The sequence below is a fragment of the Streptomyces sp. SAT1 genome, assembly GCF_001654495.1.
Lineage (GTDB): Bacteria > Actinomycetota > Actinomycetes > Streptomycetales > Streptomycetaceae > Streptomyces > Streptomyces andamanensis.
This window is the reverse complement of record NZ_CP015849.1, coordinates 2,158,500-2,179,069: the sequence shown is the minus strand read 5'-3', so window position 1 is coordinate 2,179,069 and position 20,570 is coordinate 2,158,500. Positions and strand designations below refer to the sequence as shown.

The 20,570-nt window shown below is 74.9% G+C and carries 16 protein-coding genes; 4 read left to right on the top strand and 12 right to left on the bottom strand.

What is annotated here, in order from left to right; translation table 11 throughout:
* Positions 1 to 258: 258 nt before the first annotated feature.
* The 3 genes from A8713_RS09510 to A8713_RS09500 all read right to left on the bottom strand — a co-directional run bounded on the left by A8713_RS09510 (position 259) and on the right by A8713_RS09500 (position 3,784).
* The gene (locus A8713_RS09510; protein ID WP_064533027.1) at positions 259 to 1,884 is read right to left on the bottom strand and encodes a carboxyl transferase domain-containing protein; all 1,626 of its coding nucleotides are present in this window, start codon (positions 1,882 to 1,884) and stop codon (positions 259 to 261) included.
* A 2-nt stretch (positions 1,885 to 1,886) separates the two neighbouring features.
* The gene (locus A8713_RS09505; protein ID WP_064533026.1) at positions 1,887 to 3,362 is read right to left on the bottom strand and encodes an acyl-CoA synthetase; all 1,476 of its coding nucleotides are present in this window, start codon (positions 3,360 to 3,362) and stop codon (positions 1,887 to 1,889) included.
* 182 nt (positions 3,363 to 3,544) lie between these two features.
* Complete coding sequence (locus A8713_RS09500) at positions 3,545 to 3,784, bottom strand: hypothetical protein (protein ID WP_064533025.1); 240 nt, start codon at positions 3,782 to 3,784, stop codon at positions 3,545 to 3,547.
* 182 nt (positions 3,785 to 3,966) lie between these two features.
* Here A8713_RS09500 and A8713_RS09495 point away from each other — a divergent pair, with 182 nt between their 5' ends.
* Complete coding sequence (locus tag A8713_RS09495) at positions 3,967 to 4,860, top strand: ATP-grasp domain-containing protein (RefSeq protein WP_064533024.1); 894 nt, start codon at positions 3,967 to 3,969, stop codon at positions 4,858 to 4,860.
* Here the strand turns inward: A8713_RS09495 and A8713_RS09490 are convergent.
* Complete coding sequence (locus tag A8713_RS09490; protein ID WP_064533023.1) at positions 4,847 to 5,440, bottom strand: hypothetical protein; 594 nt, start codon at positions 5,438 to 5,440, stop codon at positions 4,847 to 4,849. The two genes, A8713_RS09495 and A8713_RS09490, sit on opposite strands and share 14 nt — an antisense overlap.
* Positions 5,441 to 5,687: 247 nt before the next feature.
* On the opposite strand from A8713_RS09490, the gene A8713_RS09485 reads away from it, so the two are divergent.
* Positions 5,688 to 6,461, top strand: a complete 774-nt coding sequence (locus tag A8713_RS09485; RefSeq protein ID WP_064533022.1) for an IclR family transcriptional regulator — start codon at positions 5,688 to 5,690, stop codon at positions 6,459 to 6,461.
* Entirely contained in the window at positions 6,458 to 7,330 is an 873-nt protein-coding gene (locus A8713_RS09480; protein ID WP_064533021.1) for an SMP-30/gluconolactonase/LRE family protein, read from the top strand. Before A8713_RS09485 ends, A8713_RS09480 begins: the two co-directional genes overlap by 4 nt.
* A gap of 662 nt (positions 7,331 to 7,992) precedes the next feature.
* On the opposite strand, the gene A8713_RS09475 is transcribed toward A8713_RS09480, so the two are convergent.
* The 5 genes from A8713_RS09475 to A8713_RS09455 all read right to left on the bottom strand — a co-directional run bounded on the left by A8713_RS09475 (position 7,993) and on the right by A8713_RS09455 (position 15,771).
* On the bottom strand, positions 7,993 to 9,480 hold the full coding sequence (locus A8713_RS09475; RefSeq protein ID WP_079158894.1) for an FAD-dependent monooxygenase: 1,488 nt from the start codon (positions 9,478 to 9,480) through the stop codon (positions 7,993 to 7,995).
* 26 nt (positions 9,481 to 9,506) lie between these two features.
* Positions 9,507 to 10,682 carry an MAB_1171c family putative transporter gene (locus A8713_RS09470; RefSeq protein WP_064537371.1) on the bottom strand — a complete coding sequence of 392 codons (1,176 nt, stop codon included), beginning with the start codon at positions 10,680 to 10,682 and terminating at the stop codon, positions 9,507 to 9,509.
* Positions 10,683 to 10,746: 64 nt separating this feature from the next.
* On the bottom strand, positions 10,747 to 12,135 hold the full coding sequence (locus A8713_RS09465; RefSeq protein WP_237305332.1) for an MAB_1171c family putative transporter: 1,389 nt from the start codon (positions 12,133 to 12,135) through the stop codon (positions 10,747 to 10,749).
* Complete coding sequence (locus A8713_RS09460; protein WP_064533019.1) at positions 12,132 to 12,644, bottom strand: hypothetical protein; 513 nt, start codon at positions 12,642 to 12,644, stop codon at positions 12,132 to 12,134. Before A8713_RS09460 ends, A8713_RS09465 begins: the two co-directional genes overlap by 4 nt.
* 322 nt (positions 12,645 to 12,966) lie before the next feature.
* The gene (locus tag A8713_RS09455; protein ID WP_064533018.1) at positions 12,967 to 15,771 is read right to left on the bottom strand and encodes a glycoside hydrolase family 35 protein; all 2,805 of its coding nucleotides are present in this window, start codon (positions 15,769 to 15,771) and stop codon (positions 12,967 to 12,969) included.
* A gap of 77 nt (positions 15,772 to 15,848) precedes the next feature.
* Between A8713_RS09455 and A8713_RS09450 the strand changes: the two genes are divergently transcribed.
* A complete protein-coding gene (locus tag A8713_RS09450; protein WP_064533017.1) occupies positions 15,849 to 16,316 on the top strand; it encodes an RrF2 family transcriptional regulator in 468 nt (155 codons plus the stop codon).
* A 124-nt stretch (positions 16,317 to 16,440) separates the two neighbouring features.
* Here A8713_RS09450 and mmsB read toward each other — a convergent pair whose 3' ends face one another.
* From mmsB to chvE, 3 genes are all read right to left on the bottom strand, one after another.
* A complete protein-coding gene (gene mmsB / locus A8713_RS09445; RefSeq protein ID WP_064533016.1) occupies positions 16,441 to 17,685 on the bottom strand; it encodes a multiple monosaccharide ABC transporter permease in 1,245 nt (414 codons plus the stop codon).
* The gene (gene mmsA / locus A8713_RS09440; RefSeq protein WP_064533015.1) at positions 17,682 to 19,304 is read right to left on the bottom strand and encodes a multiple monosaccharide ABC transporter ATP-binding protein; all 1,623 of its coding nucleotides are present in this window, start codon (positions 19,302 to 19,304) and stop codon (positions 17,682 to 17,684) included. The genes mmsB and mmsA overlap by 4 nt, the downstream gene beginning before the upstream one ends.
* A 62-nt stretch (positions 19,305 to 19,366) precedes the next feature.
* Positions 19,367 to 20,476, bottom strand: coding sequence for a multiple monosaccharide ABC transporter substrate-binding protein (chvE, locus tag A8713_RS09435; protein ID WP_064537369.1), 1,110 nt, complete (start codon positions 20,474 to 20,476; stop codon positions 19,367 to 19,369).
* Positions 20,477 to 20,570: the final 94 nt, after the last annotated feature.

Here is a 20,570-nt window from a genome sequence, read left to right as displayed (position 1 = left end):
TGTGGATCAGGCCGGCGAGGACGTCAGTGAGGAAATTCATGATCGTACTTCTCCTTGTGTTGCCACGTGTGGGACCTGCGCCGACCACGGTCTGCAGCCCGTCGCTTGCGCACCGTCAGTATCGTCCGCCCCGCGGGCCCCGTACCGATCACTTCTGCGACGATCACCTGTTCCAGGGAACAACTGATCTCTTGTTCGGATGTTCGGATGTTCAAATGTTCCGAACGGCTGATGGGCCTCCTGGCTCTCCACGGCCCGCTACGGCTCCACCACGCCCCGCACCACGCCCAGTTCGACCAGATCCTGCGGGCGCAGCCGCAACTGCTCGGCCGTGGCCGGTGCCTGCTCGGGCGGGCGCTTGAGGATCGCGGCGGCCAGTTCCGGGGCGATCACCGAGAAGTAACTGTCGGGCACGGCCCAGGTGTTGCCCGGCGCGGCCAGCGCGAGCGCGCCGCCCGAACCGCCCTCCCCGATCACCAGCGTGGTCACCGGTGTCCGGGCGGCGGCCACCGCGCCGAACAGGTCGGCGATGGCCGCGCCCGCGCCCTGCCGCTCCGCCTCGGCGTCGTTGGCGGCGCCCGGGGTGTCCACCAGCGTCAGCACCGGGATCCCGAGCCGGTCCGCGAGCCGGACCAGCCGGGCGGCGGTGCGGTACCCGGCGGGCCGCGTGGCGGTGCCGGTCTGGGCGGCGTAGGCGACGGTACGGCCCTGGTGCGTGCCGAACCCGCAGAGCACGCCGCCCACTTCGCCCCGGCCGCCGGTTTCGGTCTCGGCGTCGGTGTCGGTGCCGGTGCCGGTGTCGGTGCCGGTCTCGGGGGAGGGGCCGCCGCCGCAGCGGTCGCCGCGCAGGGCCACGCGGTCGGAAAAATAGGCGTCCAGATACCGTTCGGCGCGCGGGCGTTCGGGGGCGCGGGCCCGCCGGACGGCCTCCCAGCCGGTGGCGGGCAGACCGGTGGCGGGCAGATCGGTGCCGGGCAGCCCGGTCGCGGCCGCCGTAGCCGTCGTACTCGCAGTAGCCGCCGTATCCGCAGTGGTCGTTGTAATCGTGGCGGTCGTGGCGGTCGTGGCGGTCGCCGCCGTCGGCAGTGCGCGCGGCGGGGGAGCGGGGGCGGACGAGGGCGCGGTCAGCAGCCGCAGCCACCGGCCCAGCGTCGCGCGCAGCTCCCCGGGCGGTACGACGGCGTCCGCCGAGCCCGCCGCCACCTGCGCCTCGGCCGTGTACGCCGCCGGGTCGGCGTCCGGCGGCCGGACCCGGGAACCGGCGAAGCCGACCTGGGCGCCGGGCAGCGCCAGCACCACGTCGGCGCCCGCGCCCAGCGTGGCCCAGCCGCCGCCGGTCGTCGGATCGCGCAGCACCGCGATCTGCGCGAGACCGGCCGCGCGGGTCAGCGCGGACTGCCGTGCCACGCGCTGGAGCTGCGTCAGCGCGAGCATGCCCTCCTGCATGCGGCTGCCGCCGGTGGCCACCAGCGGCACGACGGGCAGCCGGTGCGCGCGGGCGTAGGCGTACGCGGCCTCCAGGCGGTCGCCGGTGCGGGTGCCCAGCGAGCCGCCGAGGAAGCCGAACTCGAAGGAGATCAGCACCGCGGGCGTGCCCTCGATCCGTGCGGTGCCGCACACGACGGACTCCTGTTCGCCGGTGCGTGCGGCGGCGCGGGCGCGGGAGGCGTCGTAGCCCTCCCAGCCGAGCGGCCCGTCGGGCCTGTCCGGGGCGGCGGCGCGCGGGGCGGCGGCGTGCGGGGCGGCGGCGTGCGGGGCGGCGGTGTCCGGGGCGGCGGTGTCCGGGGCGCCCATGGAGCCGGACGGCGCCGGGGCGTCGGGCAGTTCGGTGAAGTCGTCGGTGACCAGGGCTATCGCCTGCCGGGCGGAGTGACGGCCGGCCATGGTCAGCGCCCGCCTTCCGCGGCCGGGCCGCCCTGCGGCAGCGCCCGCTTCATGATCTTGCCCATGTCGTTGCGGGGCAGCGTGTCGAGCAGCCGGACCACCCGGGGCCGCTTGTGCGGGGCCAGCCGCCCGGCCACGTGCCCGGCCAGCTCCTCGGTACCGGGCGGGGCGGCCGGGTCCGCCGGGACGATCCAGGCGACGATCCGTTCGCCGAGGTCGGCGTCCGGCTCCCCGGTGACGGCGGCCTCGCGGACACCGGGATGCTCCAGGAGCGCGTTCTCGATCTCGCCCGCGCCGATCTTGTAACCGCCGCTCTTGATCAGGTCGGTGGCCTTGCGGCCGACGATCCGGACATAGCCGTCCGGGTCGCGCACCGCCATGTCCCCGGTGCGGAACCAGCCGTCGGCCGTGAAGGCGGCGGCCGTCGCGTCGGGCCGGTTCAGGTACTGCGTGAACAGGTTCGGGCCGCGCACCTGGATCTCGCCGACGCTCTCGCCGTCGTACGCGGTCAGGGGCGTCCCGTCCTCCTCCACCAGCCGCAGACCGACGCCGGGCAGCGGCGGCCCGACCGTGCCCGCGCGGGCCTCACCGTCCGCCCGCACGCTCGTGTTCATCAGCGTCTCGGTCATCCCGTACCGCTCGATCACCCGCCGGCCGGTCGCCGCAGCGATCCGCTCGTGGTCGTGCACCGGCAGCGCGGCCGAACCGGAGACCAGCAGCCGGGCGCCCGCCAGCGCCCCGGCCAGCTCGGGGGAGTCCGGCAGCGCCTCCGCGATCCGGTGGTACATGGTCGGCACCCCGAACAGCATCGTCGCCCCGTCCGACAGCTCCCGGGCCACGCCCTGCGTCGTGAACCGGCCCAGGTGCCGTACCGAGCCGCCGCGCCGCAGCGGGCCGAGCGTGCCGAGGACCAGGCCGTGCACATGGAACAGCGGCAGCCCGTGCACCAGCACGTCCCCGGCGGTCCACGCCCAGGCGTCCGCCAGCGCGTCCAGGGTGTGGGCGACGGCCCGGCGCGGGATGACGGCGCCCTTGGGCGGTCCTGTGGTGCCGGAGGTGTAGACGACCAGCGCGGGGTCCTCGTCGCCCGCCCGGCCGTCCTCGGCCGGGACCGGCCCCCGCTCCCGTACGTCCACGTCGACGCGGTGCGATCCGGCGAGCACGCCGGGCAGTTCGTCGCCGGGGGCGGCCAGCACCAGCGAGGGTGCGCTGTCGGCGAGGATGTGCCCCAGCTCCTTCCCGCCGGACCTCGGGTTCAGCGGTACGACGCTCACCCCGGCGAGCAGCGCGCCCACCACGGCCACGGCCGTCTCCAGCGCGGGCGTCGCCCACACGGCGACCCGCTCCCGGCCCCGCACCCGCGCGCCGACGGCACCGGCCGCCGCCGCCAGTTCCGCATACGTCAGCGCCCGGTCGCCGAACCGCAGGGCAGGCCGGGGCCCCGGGGCATCCGTCAGGGCCGGAAAGAGGGAGGACACGCGGCGGACTCCTTCGTCGTGTACGTCGTGTACGTCGTGTACGTCGTGTACGTCGTGTACGTGGTGTTCGTCTGGGTCACCGGACGGGCCGGCCGGTCACCTGGTCAGTGTCCCGGCCGCCGGGCCCGGCCACCCCTCGGTACCGGGGCGGCCGGACCGGTCGTGGGACCCACAGCACCGTCCTACCCCGGACGCCGTCGCCCCACGACCGCGCTCAGGCCGGCCGCGAGCCGGACTTCGGCGGCGTGCGGCGCGGGACGCTCCAGCCAGTGCAGCCGGGCCCGGCCCACCGCGCCCTCGTGCCGGGGCGGCCAGGAGGCGGCCGGGGTGAGGCCGTCGACGACGACCGTGCCGCCGGGCGCGAGCGGTCGGGACGCCTTCGCAAAGGCGCCGATCGTCAGCATGGCCGTGCCCGTGTGCATGTGGACCTCGATTCCGTTCCCGCCACCGATGCTGGGGCTTCCCCGAAGGTGAAGGTCAACAGGGGTGTTCCGGTTGCGGCGGGGGTTGTTAGCGTGCGGGCGGTCCGCCGTCCGTTCCGATCCGTACTGTGCCGTGCCCGCCTCCGATCCGTACTGTGCCGTGCCCGCCGAAGGAGCCCATCGTGTCCCGTGTCGCCCTCGCCACCTACGACCCCAAAGCCGCGCCGAGCCGGGACCGCGACCTCGGGCCGCTGGTCGCGGCGCTGCGCGCGGCCGGAGCGGACGCCGAGGCCGTGCACTGGGACGATCCGGACGCCGACTGGGCCGGGTACGACCTGGTCGTCATACGGTCCACGTGGGACTACAGCGGGCGCGCGGCGGAGTTCACCGCCTGGGCGGAGCGCTGCGCGAAGGCGACGCGGCTCGCCAACCCGGCCGCCGTCGTGCGCTGGAACACCGACAAGCGCTACCTCGGGGACCTCGCCGCCGCCGGGGTGCCGGTGGTGCCCACCCGGTACGTGGCGCCCGGGGAGCCCTGCGGGCCGCGGGACCTGCCCGGCGGCCACGACTTCGTCGTCAAGCCGGTCTTCGGCGCGGGCGCCCGGCTCGCCGCCCGCTACACGCCCGCCGAGCGCGGGACGGCCGCCGCGCAGGTGGCCCGGCTGCACGCCGGGGGCCTGACCGCGATGGTGCAGCCCTATCTGGAGCGGATCGACGTCAGCGGGGAGCGGGCGCTCCAGTACGCCGGGGGCCGGCTGCTGCACGCGAGCCGCAAGCGGGCCGTGCTCTCGCCCGGCACCGCCTACGACGCTCAGAAGACGGCCCACCCGGGCCTTGAGCCGTGGACCCCGACCACCGCCGAACTCGCGGTCGCCGAGAGCGCGTTGGCCGCCGTACCCGGCGCGCCCGAGCTGCTGTACGCCCGGGTGGACCTGGTGGACGGACCGGACGGCGCCCCGTGCGTGATGGAACTCGAACTGGTCGAGCCGAACCTGTTCCTGTGGCTGCACCCGGGCTCGCTGGAGCGGGTCGTCGCGGAGATCCTGGCCGCCGCCGCGGTGCCTACGCGCCCTTGACGCGCGTGCGCTGGAGCAGCCCCCAGGTGAACTCCGCGGCCACCTCGTGCGCCACGCCCCGCGCGTCGGGCGCGGTGAAGAGGAGCCCCCACCGGGTGGGTGCCGTGCCCTCCAGGGGGCGGGCCGGGGCGAAGGCGCGGGCGGCCTCGTCGACCGTGCAGGACCAGGGGGTCAGGTCGTCGAGCGTGCGCAGGACGGGCGCCGGGGCGCCCGGCGCCCGTACCAGCCAGGCGTTCCAGACCCGGCCGCGCGGTCCGCTCAGCACTTCCAGGCGCAGCGTGGGCCACAGCGGCAGCGGCCACTGCCGCGCCTCGCACTCCACGTCGCCGACGCGGCGGGCCGCCGTGGACTCGGGCGCGCCGAGCGCGCCGCGGAAGACGGCGTCCGAGTGGCCGCGCGGTGTGTGCGCCATCGCCTGCCACCGCTTGTTCGCCTCCCGCATCTCCGCCGCCGTGGCGCCCAGCTCGCGGCGCGCGTCGGCCACCAGGTCCGGCTGGTGGTCGGCCATGCGGCGCAGCAGCACCAGCTGGACGTCGCGCGCGGTGAACGGGGGCCGGGAACCGGCGGCGGAGGCGGTCATACGCTCCATGATCGCCCACCCGGCGGCAGACGTTCCGCGGTCGGCGGTCCGGCGGCGGGCGTTCCGCGGTCGCCGGGTCCGGCGGCGGACGCTCCTCGATCGCCCACCCGGCGGCATGCGCCCCGCGCGCCACCGCCGCCCCATTGCCCCGCCCCACCCCCATGGCTAGCCTGTGAATGTTCCTCGTTCGCCATGTCGGTCGCCTGTTGAAATCTCGAACAGGCCGGATTCAGGGAGGGAGCCGGCCGTGGGACGTCTCGTACCCGCCGTGACCCGGGCTCTGGACATACTGGAGCTCTTCCTCGACGGGGACGGCACGCTCTCCGCCCCGGACATCGTGCGCCGGCTCCAGCTGCCGCGCACCACGGTGCACGAGCTGGTCACCACGCTCGCCGCCCGCCAGTACATCGTCCCGGTCACCGGGCAGCCCGGCCGCTACCGGCTCGGCGTCCGCCCGTACCAGCTGGGCAGCCGCTACGCCGAGCAGCTCGACCTGGCCGCCGAGGGCCAGCAGGTGGCCCGCTCGGTGGCCGAGACCTGCGACGAGACGGTGCACGTCGCGATACTGGAGGGCACCGACGTCATCTACATCGCGAAGGTCGACTCCACCCACGCGGTGCGCATGGTCTCCGCGGCCGGCCGCCGCCTGCCCGCGCACTGCACCTCGGTCGGAAAGATGCTGCTCGCCTCGCTGCCCGAGTCCGAACTCGCGGCGCGCGTCCCGGACGACGCGGTGCTGGCCGCGATGACGCCCGACAGCATCACCGACCCGGCCGTGCTGCGCGCGGCGCTGGCCGGGATAAGGCAGCGCGGGCTCGCCGTGGAGAACCGCGAGTCGAACCCGGACGTCAGCTGCGTGGCCGCCCCGGTGCGCGACCGCACCGGCGAGGTCGTCGCCGCCCTGTCCATCTCGGTGCCGATGGTCCGCTGGAGCGAGGAGCGCACCGGCGAACTGGAGCGGCTCGCCGTGCGGGGCGCCGCCGAGCTCTCCGAGCGCCTCGGCCACCGGAGCGCGGCATGAGGCGGCCGGAGTACGAGGCGGCGGCGCCGGAGCGGGCCGAACTGGGCGAGGGGCCCACCTGGGACCCGGTGGCCGGGCACCTGATCTGGATCGACATCCTCTCCTCCCGGGTGCACACCTGGGACCCGGCCACCGGCCGGCGCACGGTCCGCGCCACCGGGCAGCACGTGGGCGCGGCCAAGCCGCGCACCGGCGGCGGCCTGGTGCTGAACCTGCGCGACGGGGTGGGCCTGGTCGACCCGGGCCCGGACGGCGCGTTCCGCTGGCTGCACCGCGACCCGGTGCCCGGCCGCCGGGGCAACGACGCCGCCGTGGCCCCGGACGGCTCCCTGTGGGCGGGCACCATGCGCTACGACGAGGCGCCGGGCGGCGGCACGCTGACCCGCGTCACCGGCGACGGCACGGCCGAACCCTTCCTGACCGACGTGACGGTGAGCAACGGCATCGGCTGGAGCCCGGACGGCCGCCGGATGTACTACGCCGACACGCCCACCGGCCGGATCGACGTCTTCGACGTCCTGGACGGCGTCGACGGCGCCCGGCAGGCCGTGAACCGGCGCCCGCTGGCCCGGGTGGAGGAGGGCGCGGGCTTCCCGGACGGCCTGACCGTCGACGCGGACGGCTGTGTGTGGGTGGCCCTGTGGGAGGGCGGGGCGGTACGCCGCTACACCCCGGACGGCACGCTGGACCGGGTCGTGGAACTCCCCGTCGCCCGGACCACGGCCTGCGCGTTCGGCGGCGCCGCGCTGACCGACCTGTACATCACCTCGGCCCGCACCGGCCCCTCCGCCCCGCACCCCCTCGCGGGCGCCCTCCTGGTCGTCCCCGACGCGGGCCACGGCCTCCCCCAGCCCGCCTTCGCGGGCTGACCACGGCGCAGCGGGCGCGGACGGGACCGGCCCCCTCCGACCGGCCCCGGCGGCCGGCCCGTCGACCGCTCTGCCGGGCCCCGGGGCGGGGGCGCCGGGGCAAGGGGCGCCGGGCCCCAGCCGTGCTGCGCTGTGCCATGCCGGTGGCGAGGGCGGGGGGCCGTTCGCTGGCAGCCCCGGTGGGCTGTTCCCGGCCCGCAGGCCGGAGGGCGGCAGCGGCCCCGGCCCCGGCCCCGGCCTCGGCCCGCAGACAGGTCCGCCGGTCCGCCGTCCCTCGACCCGGCCGCCCGGCGATCAGCCGTGCCGGTGGTGCAGGCCCAGGGTCTTCCCCAGCAGCCCGGCGGACTGTTCCCGGCTTCGGCCCCGGCCCCGGCCCCGGCCCGGCCGCCAGGCCGAAGGGCGGCAGGGGTCCAGGGCCCCCACCTCGGCCTCTGGGCCCGCTGGCCGGTCCGTCGGCCGCTGCCGCTGTCCTGGGGCCCGCCGCCCGGCCTCAGCCGTACCGCACCTGTGTCTCGGGCCGGGGCATTTCCCGGCCGCTCCGGGGGAGCTGCCCCCGGTCCTCAGGCTGGAAGACGGCAGCAGCCCAGGCCCCGACCCCGGCCCCCGGGCCCGCCCCCGGCCCGCCCTCTCGGGCGCGACCGCCCTCCCGGCCCAGCCCTGCCTCAGCCCCGTCGTGCCGGAGGCGCGGACGGTGTCCTCGGGCCGGGGCGGTCCAGGGTGTCCAGGGTCTTGCGTTCGGACGGGGTCAGTGGGGGGCCGGAGAGGGGTGGGAGGAGGGGGCCGCAGGCGACGTCCAGGAGGGTGGTGGGGCGGAAGAGGCGTTCGGGGCCCGTGCGCATGCTGGTCACGTCCCACAGGGCCGCCGCCGCCCGGTAGGAGCCGGTGGCCGAGCGGGTGAGGCGGCGGCTGTAGGCGGTGGCGAGGCGGTCCGCCGGGGTCGGCCGGGCGCCGCGTGTCTGCGGGTACCAGACGTCCTGGCCGACCGCCGCCGCCCAGGCCGCGTCGACCGACCGGGCGGCCCCGCGCTGCACCCGCCGGGACAGGCCGGGCGCGTCCGGGCCGCCGCGCCGCAGCTCCCGGGCGAGCAGCCGCGCCCCCAGCGCGGCCACCGACATGCCCTGCCCGTAGGCCGGGTTGAAGGTGGCCAGCGCGTCGCCCAGCACGACGAAGCCCTCGGGCCAGCGCGCGGTCCGCTCCAGATAGCGCCGCTCGTTGCTGGTGCTGCGGCTGAGGTGCACCCCGGTCAGCGGCTCGGCCCCGGCGGCGAGCCGGCCCACGATCGGGCTGGCGAGGGCGAACGCGTAGGCCAGGAAGCCGTCCGGGTCGGCCGGCGGCTCGCCGCCGCCGCGCGTCCCGGCGAGACTGACCATCCAGCGGTCCCGCTCGATCGGCAGCAGCATGCCGCTGCGGCCGGGCGCGGACCGGTAGGGGTCCGCCTGCACGACCGTCAGCGGGAACTGCTCGGCACCCGCCGGGGTCCGGTAGACGCGGGTGGCGTTCACCAGCCCGCAGTCGACGCTCCTGGTCCGCACGTCCGTGATGCCCGTCTCCGCCAGCCAGGTGACGACCCGTGAGCCGCGCCCGCTCGCGTCGACCACGAGATCCGCGGCCAGTTCGGTCTCCTCGCCGCCGGCCGTCCCGCCGCCGGCCGTCCCGCCCCCGGCCGGCGCGATCCGCACCCCGCGCACCCGCCGCGCGTCGCCCGTGAGGCCCACCGCCCGCGCCCTGCGGATCTGGGTGCCGGTACGGGTGAGGACCAGGTCGCGCACGGTCCAGTCCAGCAGTGCGCGGGTGCAGCTGAGCACCCGCGGACCGTCGTGCCGCCAGCGCCGGAACCAGCCCTCGGAGGTCAGGGCCAGCATGCCCGAGCCGAGCGGGATCTCCCGGGCGCCCGCCGCGAGCAGCCGCTCGCGCACCCCGCCGCCCGGTACCAGTTCCTCCATCGCGGCCAGGCCCCCGGCCATCAGCAGATGGGCGTGGCGGCCCTGGGGCAGCCCCTTGCGGTGTTCAGGGCCGTCGGGCAGGTCGTCCCGGTCGAGGACGACCACGTCGTCCACGGCGGAGGACAGCGCCGCGGCGGCCAGCATGCCGGCCAGACCGGCACCGACGACCACGGCTCTGCGCGGACGGTGACTGGGGGAGGGGGACATCGGACTCCTCGGAGTGGGTCGCGGGCTCAGCCGGGGGAGGTCCGTACCGCCCCTCCCCGCACGGGGGTTCCGGCGGGCGGCCTGACCAGTGCCTGCGCCAGTTCCACCAGACCCCCCGTCCCGGACACCTCCGTGGCGTGCAGACGGTAACCGCTCGGCGTGGGCAGCGGCTCCTCGCGTGCGGCGGCGCGGCGCGCGGCGTCGGCGAGCATCGCCGCCTCCGCCGCGATCCGCGCCTCGTGCCCGGTGCGGCCCGCGCGCCGGGCGGCGGCCAGGGCGCGTTCGCGGACCTCGTCGTCGAAGTACGGGGCGAGGCCGAGCAGCGCGTCGTGGATGGACACCTCCCGCCAGTGCAGCCGGGCCCGCGGCAACTGCCACCAGCCGCTGGGCGGTTTGGGCGCGGTGGACACGAACCGCACCCGTGCCCACAGCGGCGCCAGGCTGCGGTAGTCGTCCAGGCTGCGCACCTGCGCGAGGACCGAGGGCAGCAGCCGGGGCAGCGCGAAGCCCGCGGAGCACAGCAGCGCGGCCAGCGACGCCAGCGGCGGGGCCACCTGCGTGGACAGCACGTCCAGGTCGTGGCCCGACCAACGCGCCACCACCGCCGTGTACTTGGTCAGCTGGAACCCGGCCACGTCCAGCGCCGAACCGGCCAGGATCAGCCGCAGCCCGGCCCGCAGCAGCCCGGTCACCTCCCGGCTCCACTTCACGCACAGCGTGCACATCGCCAGGGTCGCCGCGCTGTGCCCGATCAGGTAGAGCAGGATCATCTCGCACAGGTACGGCGTGTTGGCGTAGTACGTGTCGAGGTCGTTGAGCCGCTCGGTGCGGGCGTCGCCCAGCAGGAACAGCACGACGATCACGGCGATCAGCGCCACGTACGCGGCGACGCTGCGCAGCACCATCCGCCGCACCTGCCGCCGGGGCCCGCCGCGCCAGTGGACCAGCAGGATCAGCAGCGAGCAGCTGTACGCGCTGATCATGCCGTAGGTCAGCGGGGCGCCGAAGTTGGGGATGCCCGTGAGGCGGTTGACGGCCGCCAGCGTCAGCGGCGCCGAGCAGACGAACACCAGCGAGGCCAGCAGGATCGACACGCACGTCGACACGGTCAGCGGGTCCCACCCGGCGCGCGGCGGGCGGCGGCACAGCACGACCGCGGCCAGTCCCAGCAGCCCGGCCGCCAGATACACGACGAGACTCACGGACACCACCCCCGCCGCGCCGGGGACACGGTGCGCGGGAGCGGCGGCGGTGCCGGGCGCCTGCTCACGCCGCCCCCGAGGGCCGGGAGCCGGGCGCCGGGGGCTCCGGGGCCCGCAGGGCGTCGGCGATCCGCAGGAGCAGCGCGGGGCCGGGGGTCCGCCCGCCCGGCCGGGCCCCCTCGCCCTGCCCGGCGTCCAGCGGGGCCGGGGGGCGGCCGACACCGTCGAGCAGGACCGGCCACGGGCCGCCGATGCCCTCGGGGCCCGCCGTGGGGCCGATCCCGTCGAGCAGGACGAGGTGCTGCCCGGCCGCTCCGGCGGCCTCCGCCGCCCGGCCGGTCCCGCCCGCCGGCGGCGAGGGCGCCGGTCCGCGGACCGCCGCCTCCAGCGCCGTACCGCCGCCGTGCGGGTGCGGGGACCGCGGGCCGTCTCCGGACGGCTGCCCCAGGGCCGCGGTGATGACCGCCGCCCAGGCGGCGGCCTCCGCCCGCTCCTGGTCACCGGTGGCCGCCAGGGTCGTGGCCCGGGTGCGCTCGTACAGGGCGCCGTCGAAGAACGCGTCCAGATAGCCGAGCGCGTTGTGGATGCTCGTCTGGCGCCACATCAGCCGGGTCGTCGGGGAGCACCAGCGCGGGCGGGGCAGCCGGAGGGCGTGGCGGGTGAGCAGGTCGTCCAGCAGCCGTTCCAGCGGCGCCAGCCGGTTGTACGTCCGCCAGGACCGCCACCACCGCGTCAGCCGTGGCCCCGCCAGCGGTACGAGGATGCCGACCGAGGTCACCAGCGCGCCCAGGCCCGCGGCGGCCGGTGACACGTCGGTGCCGAGCGAGGACCAGTCGCGCCCGGACCAACGGGCCCCCACCGCGACGAACTTGGTCACCGCGTAACCGGCGCTGCACAGGGAGCCGAGACCCAGCATCACCAGCCCCGCGCGCAGCCAGCCGTGCACCGTGCGGGCCCAGCGCAGCGCCGAGACCGTGGTGACGCTCACCGCGACGAGGTGCCCGGCCAGGTACAGCACGATCATCTCGGCGATGAACGGCGTCGTCGCGTAGTACGTGTCCAGATCCGTACGGCGCTCCACCGGCGCCTCGCCCAGCGCGAACAGGGCGGCGATGCCGACGAGCACGCAGGCGTAGGCCGCCACCCAGCGGCGGGTCACCCGGCGCACCCGCCCCCCGCCCCGCCAGTGGACGACGAGGACCTGGGAGGCGGCGCTGTAGGCGGTGATCGACGCGTAGGTGAGCGGTGCGGCGATGTTCGGCACGCCGCTGAGCCGGTTGACGGCGCCGACCGTCGGCGCGGCGCCCAGGACGAAGCAGGTGCCCGCCAGGGCCAGCACCACGCAGAGCGCGCGCAGATACGGATCGTGCCGGCGGCGGACCAGATCGGGGGTCTTCACCGCCAGGCCCAGCCACAGCGCGCCGCAGCTGACGTAGTTGATCATCCCGCTCATGTCCTGGGTGTTCCCCGGTAGTTGAGTGCCGATCCGATGCGTCCGGCGATGTCCTCGTCGGCGCCGGGGGCCGCGGCGGACGCGCCGCCCGCCGGTGCCTCCTCCAGCCAGCCGCGCAGTCTGCCGCCCATGAGCATGCCGAACCGGTCGGCCTCCTGCTCGTCGGCCAGGCTGAAGTCGGTGCGGGCGGCGACCGGCCGGGGCGGACCGCCCGCCGGGACCGGGCCCGCGGCGTCCGCGTCCCGCCGGCTCATGTGCCACACCTCGTGGCAGAAGATCACGATCTGGTGCCACGCGGCGGCCCGCCGGTCGATGACCACCACGTCCTGTGTCTCGCCCTCCAGCCACAGCCCGCTCGCGGTGTGCGGCGGGAAGATCTCCCGGCGGACGACGACCGGCCGGCCGCGCCAGGCGGCGACCGAGTCGACGAGGGCGGCGAACAATGTCTCCGGGTCCGCGGGGACCGGTACCCGGAGCGGGCCGATGAGAGTCTCGGCGAGGCGCCGCATCTCCCGTTTCCTACGCACTCATCTCCCTTTGTCGCCCCCCTCGGTCTGCCGGACCCCCCATCCTCTCCGGCCGACCGGCCCGGGGAAAGGTTCTTTCGCGGCGCTCTCGCCCGGATCGCGCTGCCCGGATCACGACGCCCGGCACCCGGGTCACGATGCCCGGCGTCCGGATCACCCTGTCCGGTGTCCGGGTCACGGCGTCCGGCGTCCGGATCGCGGTGCCCCGGGCCCGGAGTGCGGGGCCCCGCCCGGGGACGGACCCCGTCTGGGGACGGACCCCGTCCGGGGACGGCGGCGGCCCCCGCCCGCCGGGACCGGGGACTCAGCGGCCGGGGGAGGACACCGGCACCACCGGCACGCCGCCGGCCGCGGATCCCAGCAGCGTCAGCCGCACCCGGCCGGGCCCCGCCTCCGTGTCCGCCCCGGACAGGACGGCCAGGGCCAGGGTGTTGGTGTCCCGGGTGCGCAGGATCCCGTCCGGCAGGACGAGCGGGCGCCGCCCGGCCGCGCCGTTGACGTACTCGCCCAGGTTCCAGCCGTTCAGGAAGACCTGCGCCCGCCACTCGCGGTGCGGGTCGTCGTCGAGCACCAGCCCCACCGAGGCGTCCGTGCCCGCCGCGACCGACGGCTTGAACGTGGTCCGGTACCAGGTGACCCCCTGGCGCCGCACGGCACGCGGGAAGGACACCTTGTCCCAGCCGCCGTCCAGGAAGCCCGGCAGGTGCCAGCCCTCCCGCTCCCCGTGCAGGCCGCCGTTGTTCAGCGGTCCGCGCACCGGGTCGGCCGGGCCCGCGCCCTGGATCCGCCAGCGCACCCGCGGCTCGCCCCCGGCGAAGTCCACCGCCGCCAGCCCGCGCGCCGCCCCGGCGGCCGTGCCGGGCGCCGTGTCGTCCTGCGCCCGCGCCGCCGGCCGCACCAGCACGGCCAGCACATGCCGGCCGCCGGTCCGCAGGTGCGGCGGCACGGCGAGAACGGCGGTGCCCGCATCGGCGCCGCCCTTGTGCCCCGCGTCGGCGCCGCCCTCGTGCCCCGGGCCCGGCACCTGGTGCGTGCCCAGCGGCTCCCCGTCCAGCCACGCCATCAGCAGCCCGCCGGGGCCCGCGCCGTGCTCCAGCGACACCGACCCGATGCCCGAGGCGTCCGTGAAGGCGCCCCGGTACCAGACAGCGCCGTAGTGGAAGCCGTAGGCGTCGGCGGACAGCACCGGCTGCTTCCGCGCGCCGGCCGTGCCGCCGTCCGCGGAGGCCAGGTCGGCGGTCCGCCACGCCGAGTCGTCGAAGCCGGGCGCGGACTCGGGACTCTCCGCCCGCGCCCGCCAGCCGCCCAGCACGGGCAGCTCCACCTTTGCCACCCCCGCCAGCGGCGCGACCGAGCGCAGACTGCCCGAGCCGGTGCGGACGGTGCGCACCGGGCGGCCGTTCCACGTCACCGCCGTCACTCCGTGCGGGGGCCAGACCTCCAGCCTCGTCGCCTCGACGGTGTCGCCGGTGAGGTGGAGCGTGGCCCCCTGGACGGCGGCGGTGCGCAGCAGCCTCGGCCCGCAGACCAGCAGCGAGCCCGACGGAGTCTCGTACGGCCACAGCCGCGACGACGTCCTGTCGTCGGCGAACAGCATCAGCACCGGCCGGTCGACGGTCTCGCCCGCCTCCACCCGGGCCCCGGCGAGGCCGGTGCCGAAGGGCACCGTGATCCGTACCAGACGCCGCTCGTACACATAGGCGACCTGCTGGCTGAGCCGGGTGACCATCGGCTCTCCGGCCGCCTCCAGCGCCAGCCGGGCCGAGTCACCGCGCCGTCCGCAGAACACCACGATGTCCAGCGGCCCGGCCGAGAGGTACAGCATCGGGTGCGCGGTGGAGTACCGCACCCTGAGCAGTCCCAGCCGCATCCCGGTGACCGCCAGCCGGGCGTCCCTGGCCGGGACCGTCACCGGCAGGTCCTCACCGGCGGCGGGCAGCAGCGAGGAGACGTCCTTGTCGCTGTCGTTGCGCAGGATGTGGACCCGGCCGCCGGTGTCGGGGTTGCGCAGGTGGTACGTCGTGAGCCCGCGCGCGCTCGCGCCCCCGGCCCGCTCCAGCTTGGCGAAGTCGGGCAGATGCCGCAGCATGTGCCCGATCTGGTGCGCGGGCACCATCTCCGCGGTCACCTGGCGTCCCTCGTCGATGGCGGCGCCGTGGTCGTAGGACGCGGGCATGCCCGGTCCGGGCAGCCAGCCCCAGGAGGTGCCGCCGAAGGCCGGGTACACGTTGTGCAGGGCGATGCCGCCGGCCAGGTCCGTGAGCTGGGCGCGCCGCACGGCGGCCGCGTCCCGTGCGCGCGGTGCCCCGGTGCCGTGCCCGCCGCCGGTGTCCGACAGGAACCCCGCGGGGCGGGGGAAGGACTGCGGCATCCACCGGCCGCCGCGGTCGCCGTGGAAGAGGGGGACGTCGATGCCGTCGGCGCGGACCTTGTCGAGCAGCCGGGACACCAGGGCGCCGCCGGTGTCCGCCGCCGCCCCGCTGTCCACCTGGTAGAGCAGCACCGTGCCGTCGCCCCGGGTGTACAGGTGCCGGGCGGCGATCGCGTCGACCCGGCCCAGCCACTCCTCGGCGTGCCGCGCGTACCCGGGGTCGGCGGTCGGCGAGGCGCCCGCGGCCGCGGGCAGCCAGCCGGGCAGGCCGCCGCCGTCCACGTCGGCGCCGATGCGCGGGCCCGGCCGCAGCACGACGTAGAGCCCGGTCTCGGCGGCGGTGCGCAGGAACAGCCCGAGGTCCCGCACGCCCGTGAAGTCGTACGCGCCCGGGGCGGCGGAGTGGTAGTTCCACGCCACCCGCGCGGTGACCGCGTTGTAGCCGTGCGCCCGCATCTTCTGGAGGACGTCCCGCCACAGGCCGGGGCTGGGCAGCCGGAACGGGTGCATCTCGCCGGACCACAGCACCAGCCGCCTGCCGTCCACCAGCAGCGAGTAGTGGTCGAAGGCCACGGTGTGGCGCCGCCCGTCGGCGGCCGGGACAGGCGGCGGCGGACCCGTCGGCACCCCGTGCGCGGCGAACGCCGCCGGCGCCCCCGGCCCACCGCTGCCGCCCAGTGCGAGACCGAGCGCGGCGGAGCCCGCGAGGGCGCTGAATGTACGTCTGCTGAGCGCCAAGGTGAGTGCCTCCCGGGCGGATGGTACGGGGCGCGGGCACCGCCATTCTCCACTGTCCCGGGCCCCACAATGGACCCATGAGGATCTCGGCACGGGCGGACTACGCGGTACGGGCGGTTCTGGAACTGGCCGTACGAGGGGTGCAGGACCAGGCGGGCCCGGTGAAGGCGGAGACGGTCGCCGCCGAGCAGGGCATCCCGCACAAGTTCCTGGAGGGCATCCTCGGCGACCTGCGCCGCGCGGGCCTGGTCACCAGCCGGCGCGGCGGGGGCGGCGGCTACACCCTGGCCCGGGACGCGGCGCAGATCACGGTGGCCGACGTCATCCGCGCGGTGGACGGCCCCATCGTGTCCGTACGCGGCGAACGCCCCACCGGCCTGACCTACACGGGCTCGGCCGAGCCGCTGCTGCCCCTGTGGATCGCGCTGCGCGCCAATGTCCGCCGGATCCTGGAGGGCGTCACCCTCGCCGACATCGCCTCGGGCGCCCTGCCGGAGACGGTACGGACCCTGGCGGCGGAACCGGCGGCGTGGGAGAACCCGTGACCGCGCGGGCGGCCCGTGCGCGGGGCACGGGCCGCCCGCCGGTGGGAAAGCCCGCGGGCACGGGCCGCCCGCCGGTGCGGACGTCCGCGGGACGGTGCGCGGCGGGCGGGGCGGGCGCCCGGTCTCAGGAGCCGGACCTGCGCTTGTTCCACACGTCGAAGCCGACCGCCGCGAGCAGGGCGAGGCCCTTGATGACCTGCTGCCAGTCGGTGCCGACGCTGAGCAGGTTCATGCCGTTGTTGAGCACGCCGAGGACGAGACCGCCGATGATCGCGCCGAGCACGGTGCCGACACCGCCGCTCATGGAGGCGCCGCCGATGAAGGAGGAGGCGATGGCCTCCAGCTCGTAGTTGACGCCCGCCTTCGGCGAGGCCGCGTTGAGCCGGGCGGCGACGACCAGGCCGGCCAGGGCGGCGAGCACACCCATGTTCAGGAACACCTGGAAGGTGACCCGCCGGTCCTTGACGCCGGACAGCTTCGCGGCCGGCAGGTTGCCGCCGATCGCGTAGATGTGGCGGCCGAAGACCGCGTTGCGCATCACATAGCCGTAACCGACGACCAGCGCGCCGAGGACGATCAGCACGATCGGCGCGCCCTTGTAGCTGGCCAGCAGCAGGGTGACGACCAGCACCGCGGCGACCAGCGCGACGAGCTTGAGCGCGAACAGCCGCGCGGGCAGCACGTCCAGGGAGAACTCCTGCTGGCGGCGCCGGTCGCGCACCTCCTGCCAGACCACGGAGGCGACGAGGACGAGGCCCAGGAGCAGGGTCGGATTGTGGTAGTTGGTGTGCGGGCCCGCCTCGGGCAGGAAGCCGTTGCCGAACTTCTGCAGGCCGTCCGGGAACGGGCCGAGGGTCTGCCCCTTGAGCAAGATCTCCGTCAGCCCGCGGAAGAGCAGCATCCCGGCGAGGGTGACGATGAACGACGGTATCCCCAGATACGCGATCAGGAACCCTTGCAGCGAGCCCGCCGCCGCGCCCACCAGCAGGCACAGCACCACCGCGACGGGCCACGCGAGATGGTGGCTGACGGTGAGCACGGCCGCCACGGCGCCCACGAACGCCGTGAGCGAGCCGACCGACAGGTCGATGTGCCCGGCGATGATCACCAGCATCATGCCGATGGCCAGGATCAGGATGTAGCTGTTCTGGAGGACCAGGTTGGAGACGTTGCGCGGCAGCAGCAGATCGCCGTCGGTCCAGATCTCGAAGAGGACGACGATCAGGCCGAGCGCGATCAGCATGCCGTACTGGCGCATGTTGCGGCGCAGCCCGCCCAGCATCAGCTGGAGCAGTCCGCCGCCGGACTCCGCCCCGGCCCGGCCCGGCGGCGCCGGGGCCGGGCTCTTGGCGCTCACATCCGTACTCATCGCGATACCTCTTCGTCCTGAGAGTCCTGAGAGTCCTGAGAGTCCTGGGAGATCCGGGCGGCCCGGGGGTCCTGCGGGTCCTGCGGGTCTTTCGTCATACGGCGCATCAGCACCTCCTGGGTGGCCTCGGCGCGCGGCACCTCGCCGGTCAGTCGGCCGGCGGCCATGGTGTAGATCCGGTCGCACATGCCGAGCAGTTCCGGCAGCTCGGAGGAGATGAAGACGACCGCCTTGCCCTGCGCGGCCAGCCGGTCGATCACCGTGTAGATCTCGTACTTGGCGCCCACGTCGATGCCCCGGGTGGGCTCGTCCAGGATCAGCACGTCCGGCCCGGAGAAGATCCACTTACTGAGGACGACCTTCTGCTGGTTGCCGCCGGACAGCTTGCCCGCCGGCTCGAACACGGTCGGCGCCTTGATGTTCATGGAGGTGCGGAACCCCTCGGCGACCTGCCGTTCCCGGTGCTCGTCGACCACGCCCCGCCGGGCGACCTTCCGCAGCGCGGTCAGCGAGATGTTGCGGTTGATGGTGTCGATGAGGTTCAGGCCGTAGTGCTTGCGGTCCTCGGTGACGTACGCGATGCCGTGCCCGACCGCCTCCGCGACGGTCTTCGTACGGATCTCGGTGCCGTCCTTGAGGACCGTGCCGGCCGCGTAGCGCCCGTAGGAGCGGCCGAAGACGCTCATGGCCAGCTCGGTGCGGCCGGCGCCCATCAGGCCCGCGATGCCGACGATCTCCCCGCGCCGCACCTGGAGCGACACGTCGTCGACGACCTTGCGCTGCTGGTCGATCGGGTGGAACACGGTCCAGCCGCGGATCTCCAGGGCCGGTGCCGCGCCCTCCTCGGGCCGGTGCGGGGTGCGTTCGGGGAAGCGGTGGTCGAGGTCGCGGCCGACCATCCCGGAGATGATGCGTTCCTCGGTGGTGGCGGCGGCCCGCACGTCGAGCGTCTCGATGGTGCGGCCGTCGCGCAGGATCGTCACCGAGTCGGCGACCTTGCGGATCTCGTTCAGCTTGTGGGAGATGATGATCGAGGTGATGCCCTGGTTCTTCAACTCCAGGATGAGATCGAGGAGTTTGCCGCTGTCCTCGTCGTTGAGCGCGGCCGTCGGCTCGTCCAGGATGAGCAGCTTCACCGACTTCGACAGCGCCTTGGCGATCTCCACGAGCTGCTGCCTGCCGACCCCGATGTCGCAGACCCGGGTCTCCGGGTGGTCGTCGAGGCCGACGCGGCGCAGCAGTTGCGCGGCGTGCCTGAGCGTGTCGTTCCAGTCGATGAACCCGCGCCTGGCGTGTTCGTTGCCGAGGAAGATGTTCTCCGCGAGGGAGAGATGGGGCACCAGCGCCAGTTCCTGGTGGATGATGACGATGCCGCGCTGTTCGCTGGCCCGGATGTCCCGGAACCGGCAGGTCTCGCCCTCGAAGAGGATCTCGCCCTCGTAACTCCCGTGCGGATGCACGCCGGAGAGCACCTTCATCAGGGTGGACTTGCCGGCGCCGTTCTCCCCGCAGATGGCGTGGACCTCGCCCCGGCGGACGGTCAGGGTGACGTCCGACAGCGCTTTGACACCGGGAAAGGTCTTGACGATCGAGCGCATTTCCAGGACGGGTCCCGCCATGGTCGTGCCTTCCGGTCGGTGGTCGGTTCGGTGGTGGTCGTACCGGTGGGTGCGGGAGGGGGCTACTTGCCCAGTTGCGCGTCGGTGTAGTAGCCGCCCTTGACCAGGACGTCCTCGTAGTTCGTCTTGTCGACGCTGACCGGCTGGAGCAGGTAGGACGGCACCACCTTGGCGCCGTTGTCGTACGACTTGGTGTCGTTGACCTCGGGCTTCTTGCCGTTGAGGACGTCGTCGACCATCGTCGAGGCGACCTCGGCGAGCTTGCGGGTGTCCTTGTAGACGGTCTGCGTCTGCTGCCCGGCGATGATCGACTTCACCGAGGCCAGCTCGGCGTCCTGGCCCGTGATGACGGGCAGCGGCTTGCTGCCGGAGCCGTAGCCGTCCGACTTCAGCGCGGACAGCACACCGATGGAGATGCCGTCGTAGGGGGACAGGACGGCGTCGACCCGGGCGCTCTTGTAGGCCGAGGTGAGGATGTCGTCCATGCGCCGCTGGGCGGTGGCGCCGTCCCAGCGCAGCGTGGTCACCTGGTTCAGCTTCGTCTGGCCGGACCTGACGACCAGCTTCTTGCCGTCGATGTACGGCTTGAGGACGCTCAGCGCGCCGTCGAAGAAGTACTTGGTGTTGTTGTCGTCGTTGGAACCGGCGAACAGCTCGACGTTGAAGGGGCCCTTGCCGCTCTTCAGACCGAGCTGCTCGACGATGTAACCGGCCTGGAGCTGCCCGACCTTCTCGTTGTCGAAGGAGGCGTAGTAGTCGACGTTCTTGGTCCCGAGGATCAGCCGGTCGTAGGAGATGACCGGGATCTTGGCGTCGGCGGCCTGCTGGAGCACGTTGTTCAGGGACTTGTTGTCGATGGCGGCGACGATCAGGCCCTTGACGCCCTGGGTGATCAGGTTCTCGATCTGCGAGACCTGGGTGTCCGGGTCGTCCTCGCCGAAGACCAGCTTGGCCTTGTAGCCCTTGGACTCCAGGTTCTTGACAACGTTGTTGCCGTCGGCGATCCACCGCTCGGACGACTTGGTCGGCATCGCGACACCGATGGTGCCGCCCTTGGCGCCGCTCTTGTCCTCCTTGCTGCCGCCCTCGCTGTTCTGCCCGCAGGCGGACAGGGCCAGGAGGAGGCAGGCGGCGGTGGCGGGGGCGGCGAGTGCGGCTCTGCGGTTGCGCATGGTCATCATCCTCGATGTGGGTGCGGGTGGTCCGGCGGTGCGAGCGGTGCGGGGCAGTACATGGCAGTACATGGCGGTGCGGCGACGCTGTGGG

What these genes read in the sequence shown, in the direction of transcription:
- A8713_RS09510 (WP_064533027.1), bottom strand. Translation starts at nt 1,884, where the DNA reads ATGGCCGGCCGTCACTCCGCCCGGCAGGCGATAGCCCTGGTCACCGAC.
- A8713_RS09500 (WP_064533025.1), bottom strand. Translation starts at nt 3,784, where the DNA reads ATGCACACGGGCACGGCCATGCTGACGATCGGCGCCTTTGCGAAGGCG.
- A8713_RS09490 (WP_064533023.1), bottom strand. Translation starts at nt 5,440, where the DNA reads ATGACCGCCTCCGCCGCCGGTTCCCGGCCCCCGTTCACCGCGCGCGAC.
- A8713_RS09480 (WP_064533021.1), top strand. Translation starts at nt 6,458, where the DNA reads ATGAGGCGGCCGGAGTACGAGGCGGCGGCGCCGGAGCGGGCCGAACTG.
- A8713_RS09475 (WP_079158894.1), bottom strand. Translation starts at nt 9,480, where the DNA reads ATGTCCCCCTCCCCCAGTCACCGTCCGCGCAGAGCCGTGGTCGTCGGT.
- A8713_RS09465 (WP_237305332.1), bottom strand. Translation starts at nt 12,135, where the DNA reads ATGAGCGGGATGATCAACTACGTCAGCTGCGGCGCGCTGTGGCTGGGC.
- A8713_RS09460 (WP_064533019.1), bottom strand. Translation starts at nt 12,644, where the DNA reads ATGCGGCGCCTCGCCGAGACTCTCATCGGCCCGCTCCGGGTACCGGTC.
- A8713_RS09450 (WP_064533017.1), top strand. Translation starts at nt 15,849, where the DNA reads ATGAGGATCTCGGCACGGGCGGACTACGCGGTACGGGCGGTTCTGGAA.
- mmsB (WP_064533016.1), bottom strand. Translation starts at nt 17,685, where the DNA reads ATGAGTACGGATGTGAGCGCCAAGAGCCCGGCCCCGGCGCCGCCGGGC.
- mmsA (WP_064533015.1), bottom strand. Translation starts at nt 19,304, where the DNA reads ATGGCGGGACCCGTCCTGGAAATGCGCTCGATCGTCAAGACCTTTCCC.
- chvE (WP_064537369.1), bottom strand. Translation starts at nt 20,476, where the DNA reads ATGCGCAACCGCAGAGCCGCACTCGCCGCCCCCGCCACCGCCGCCTGC.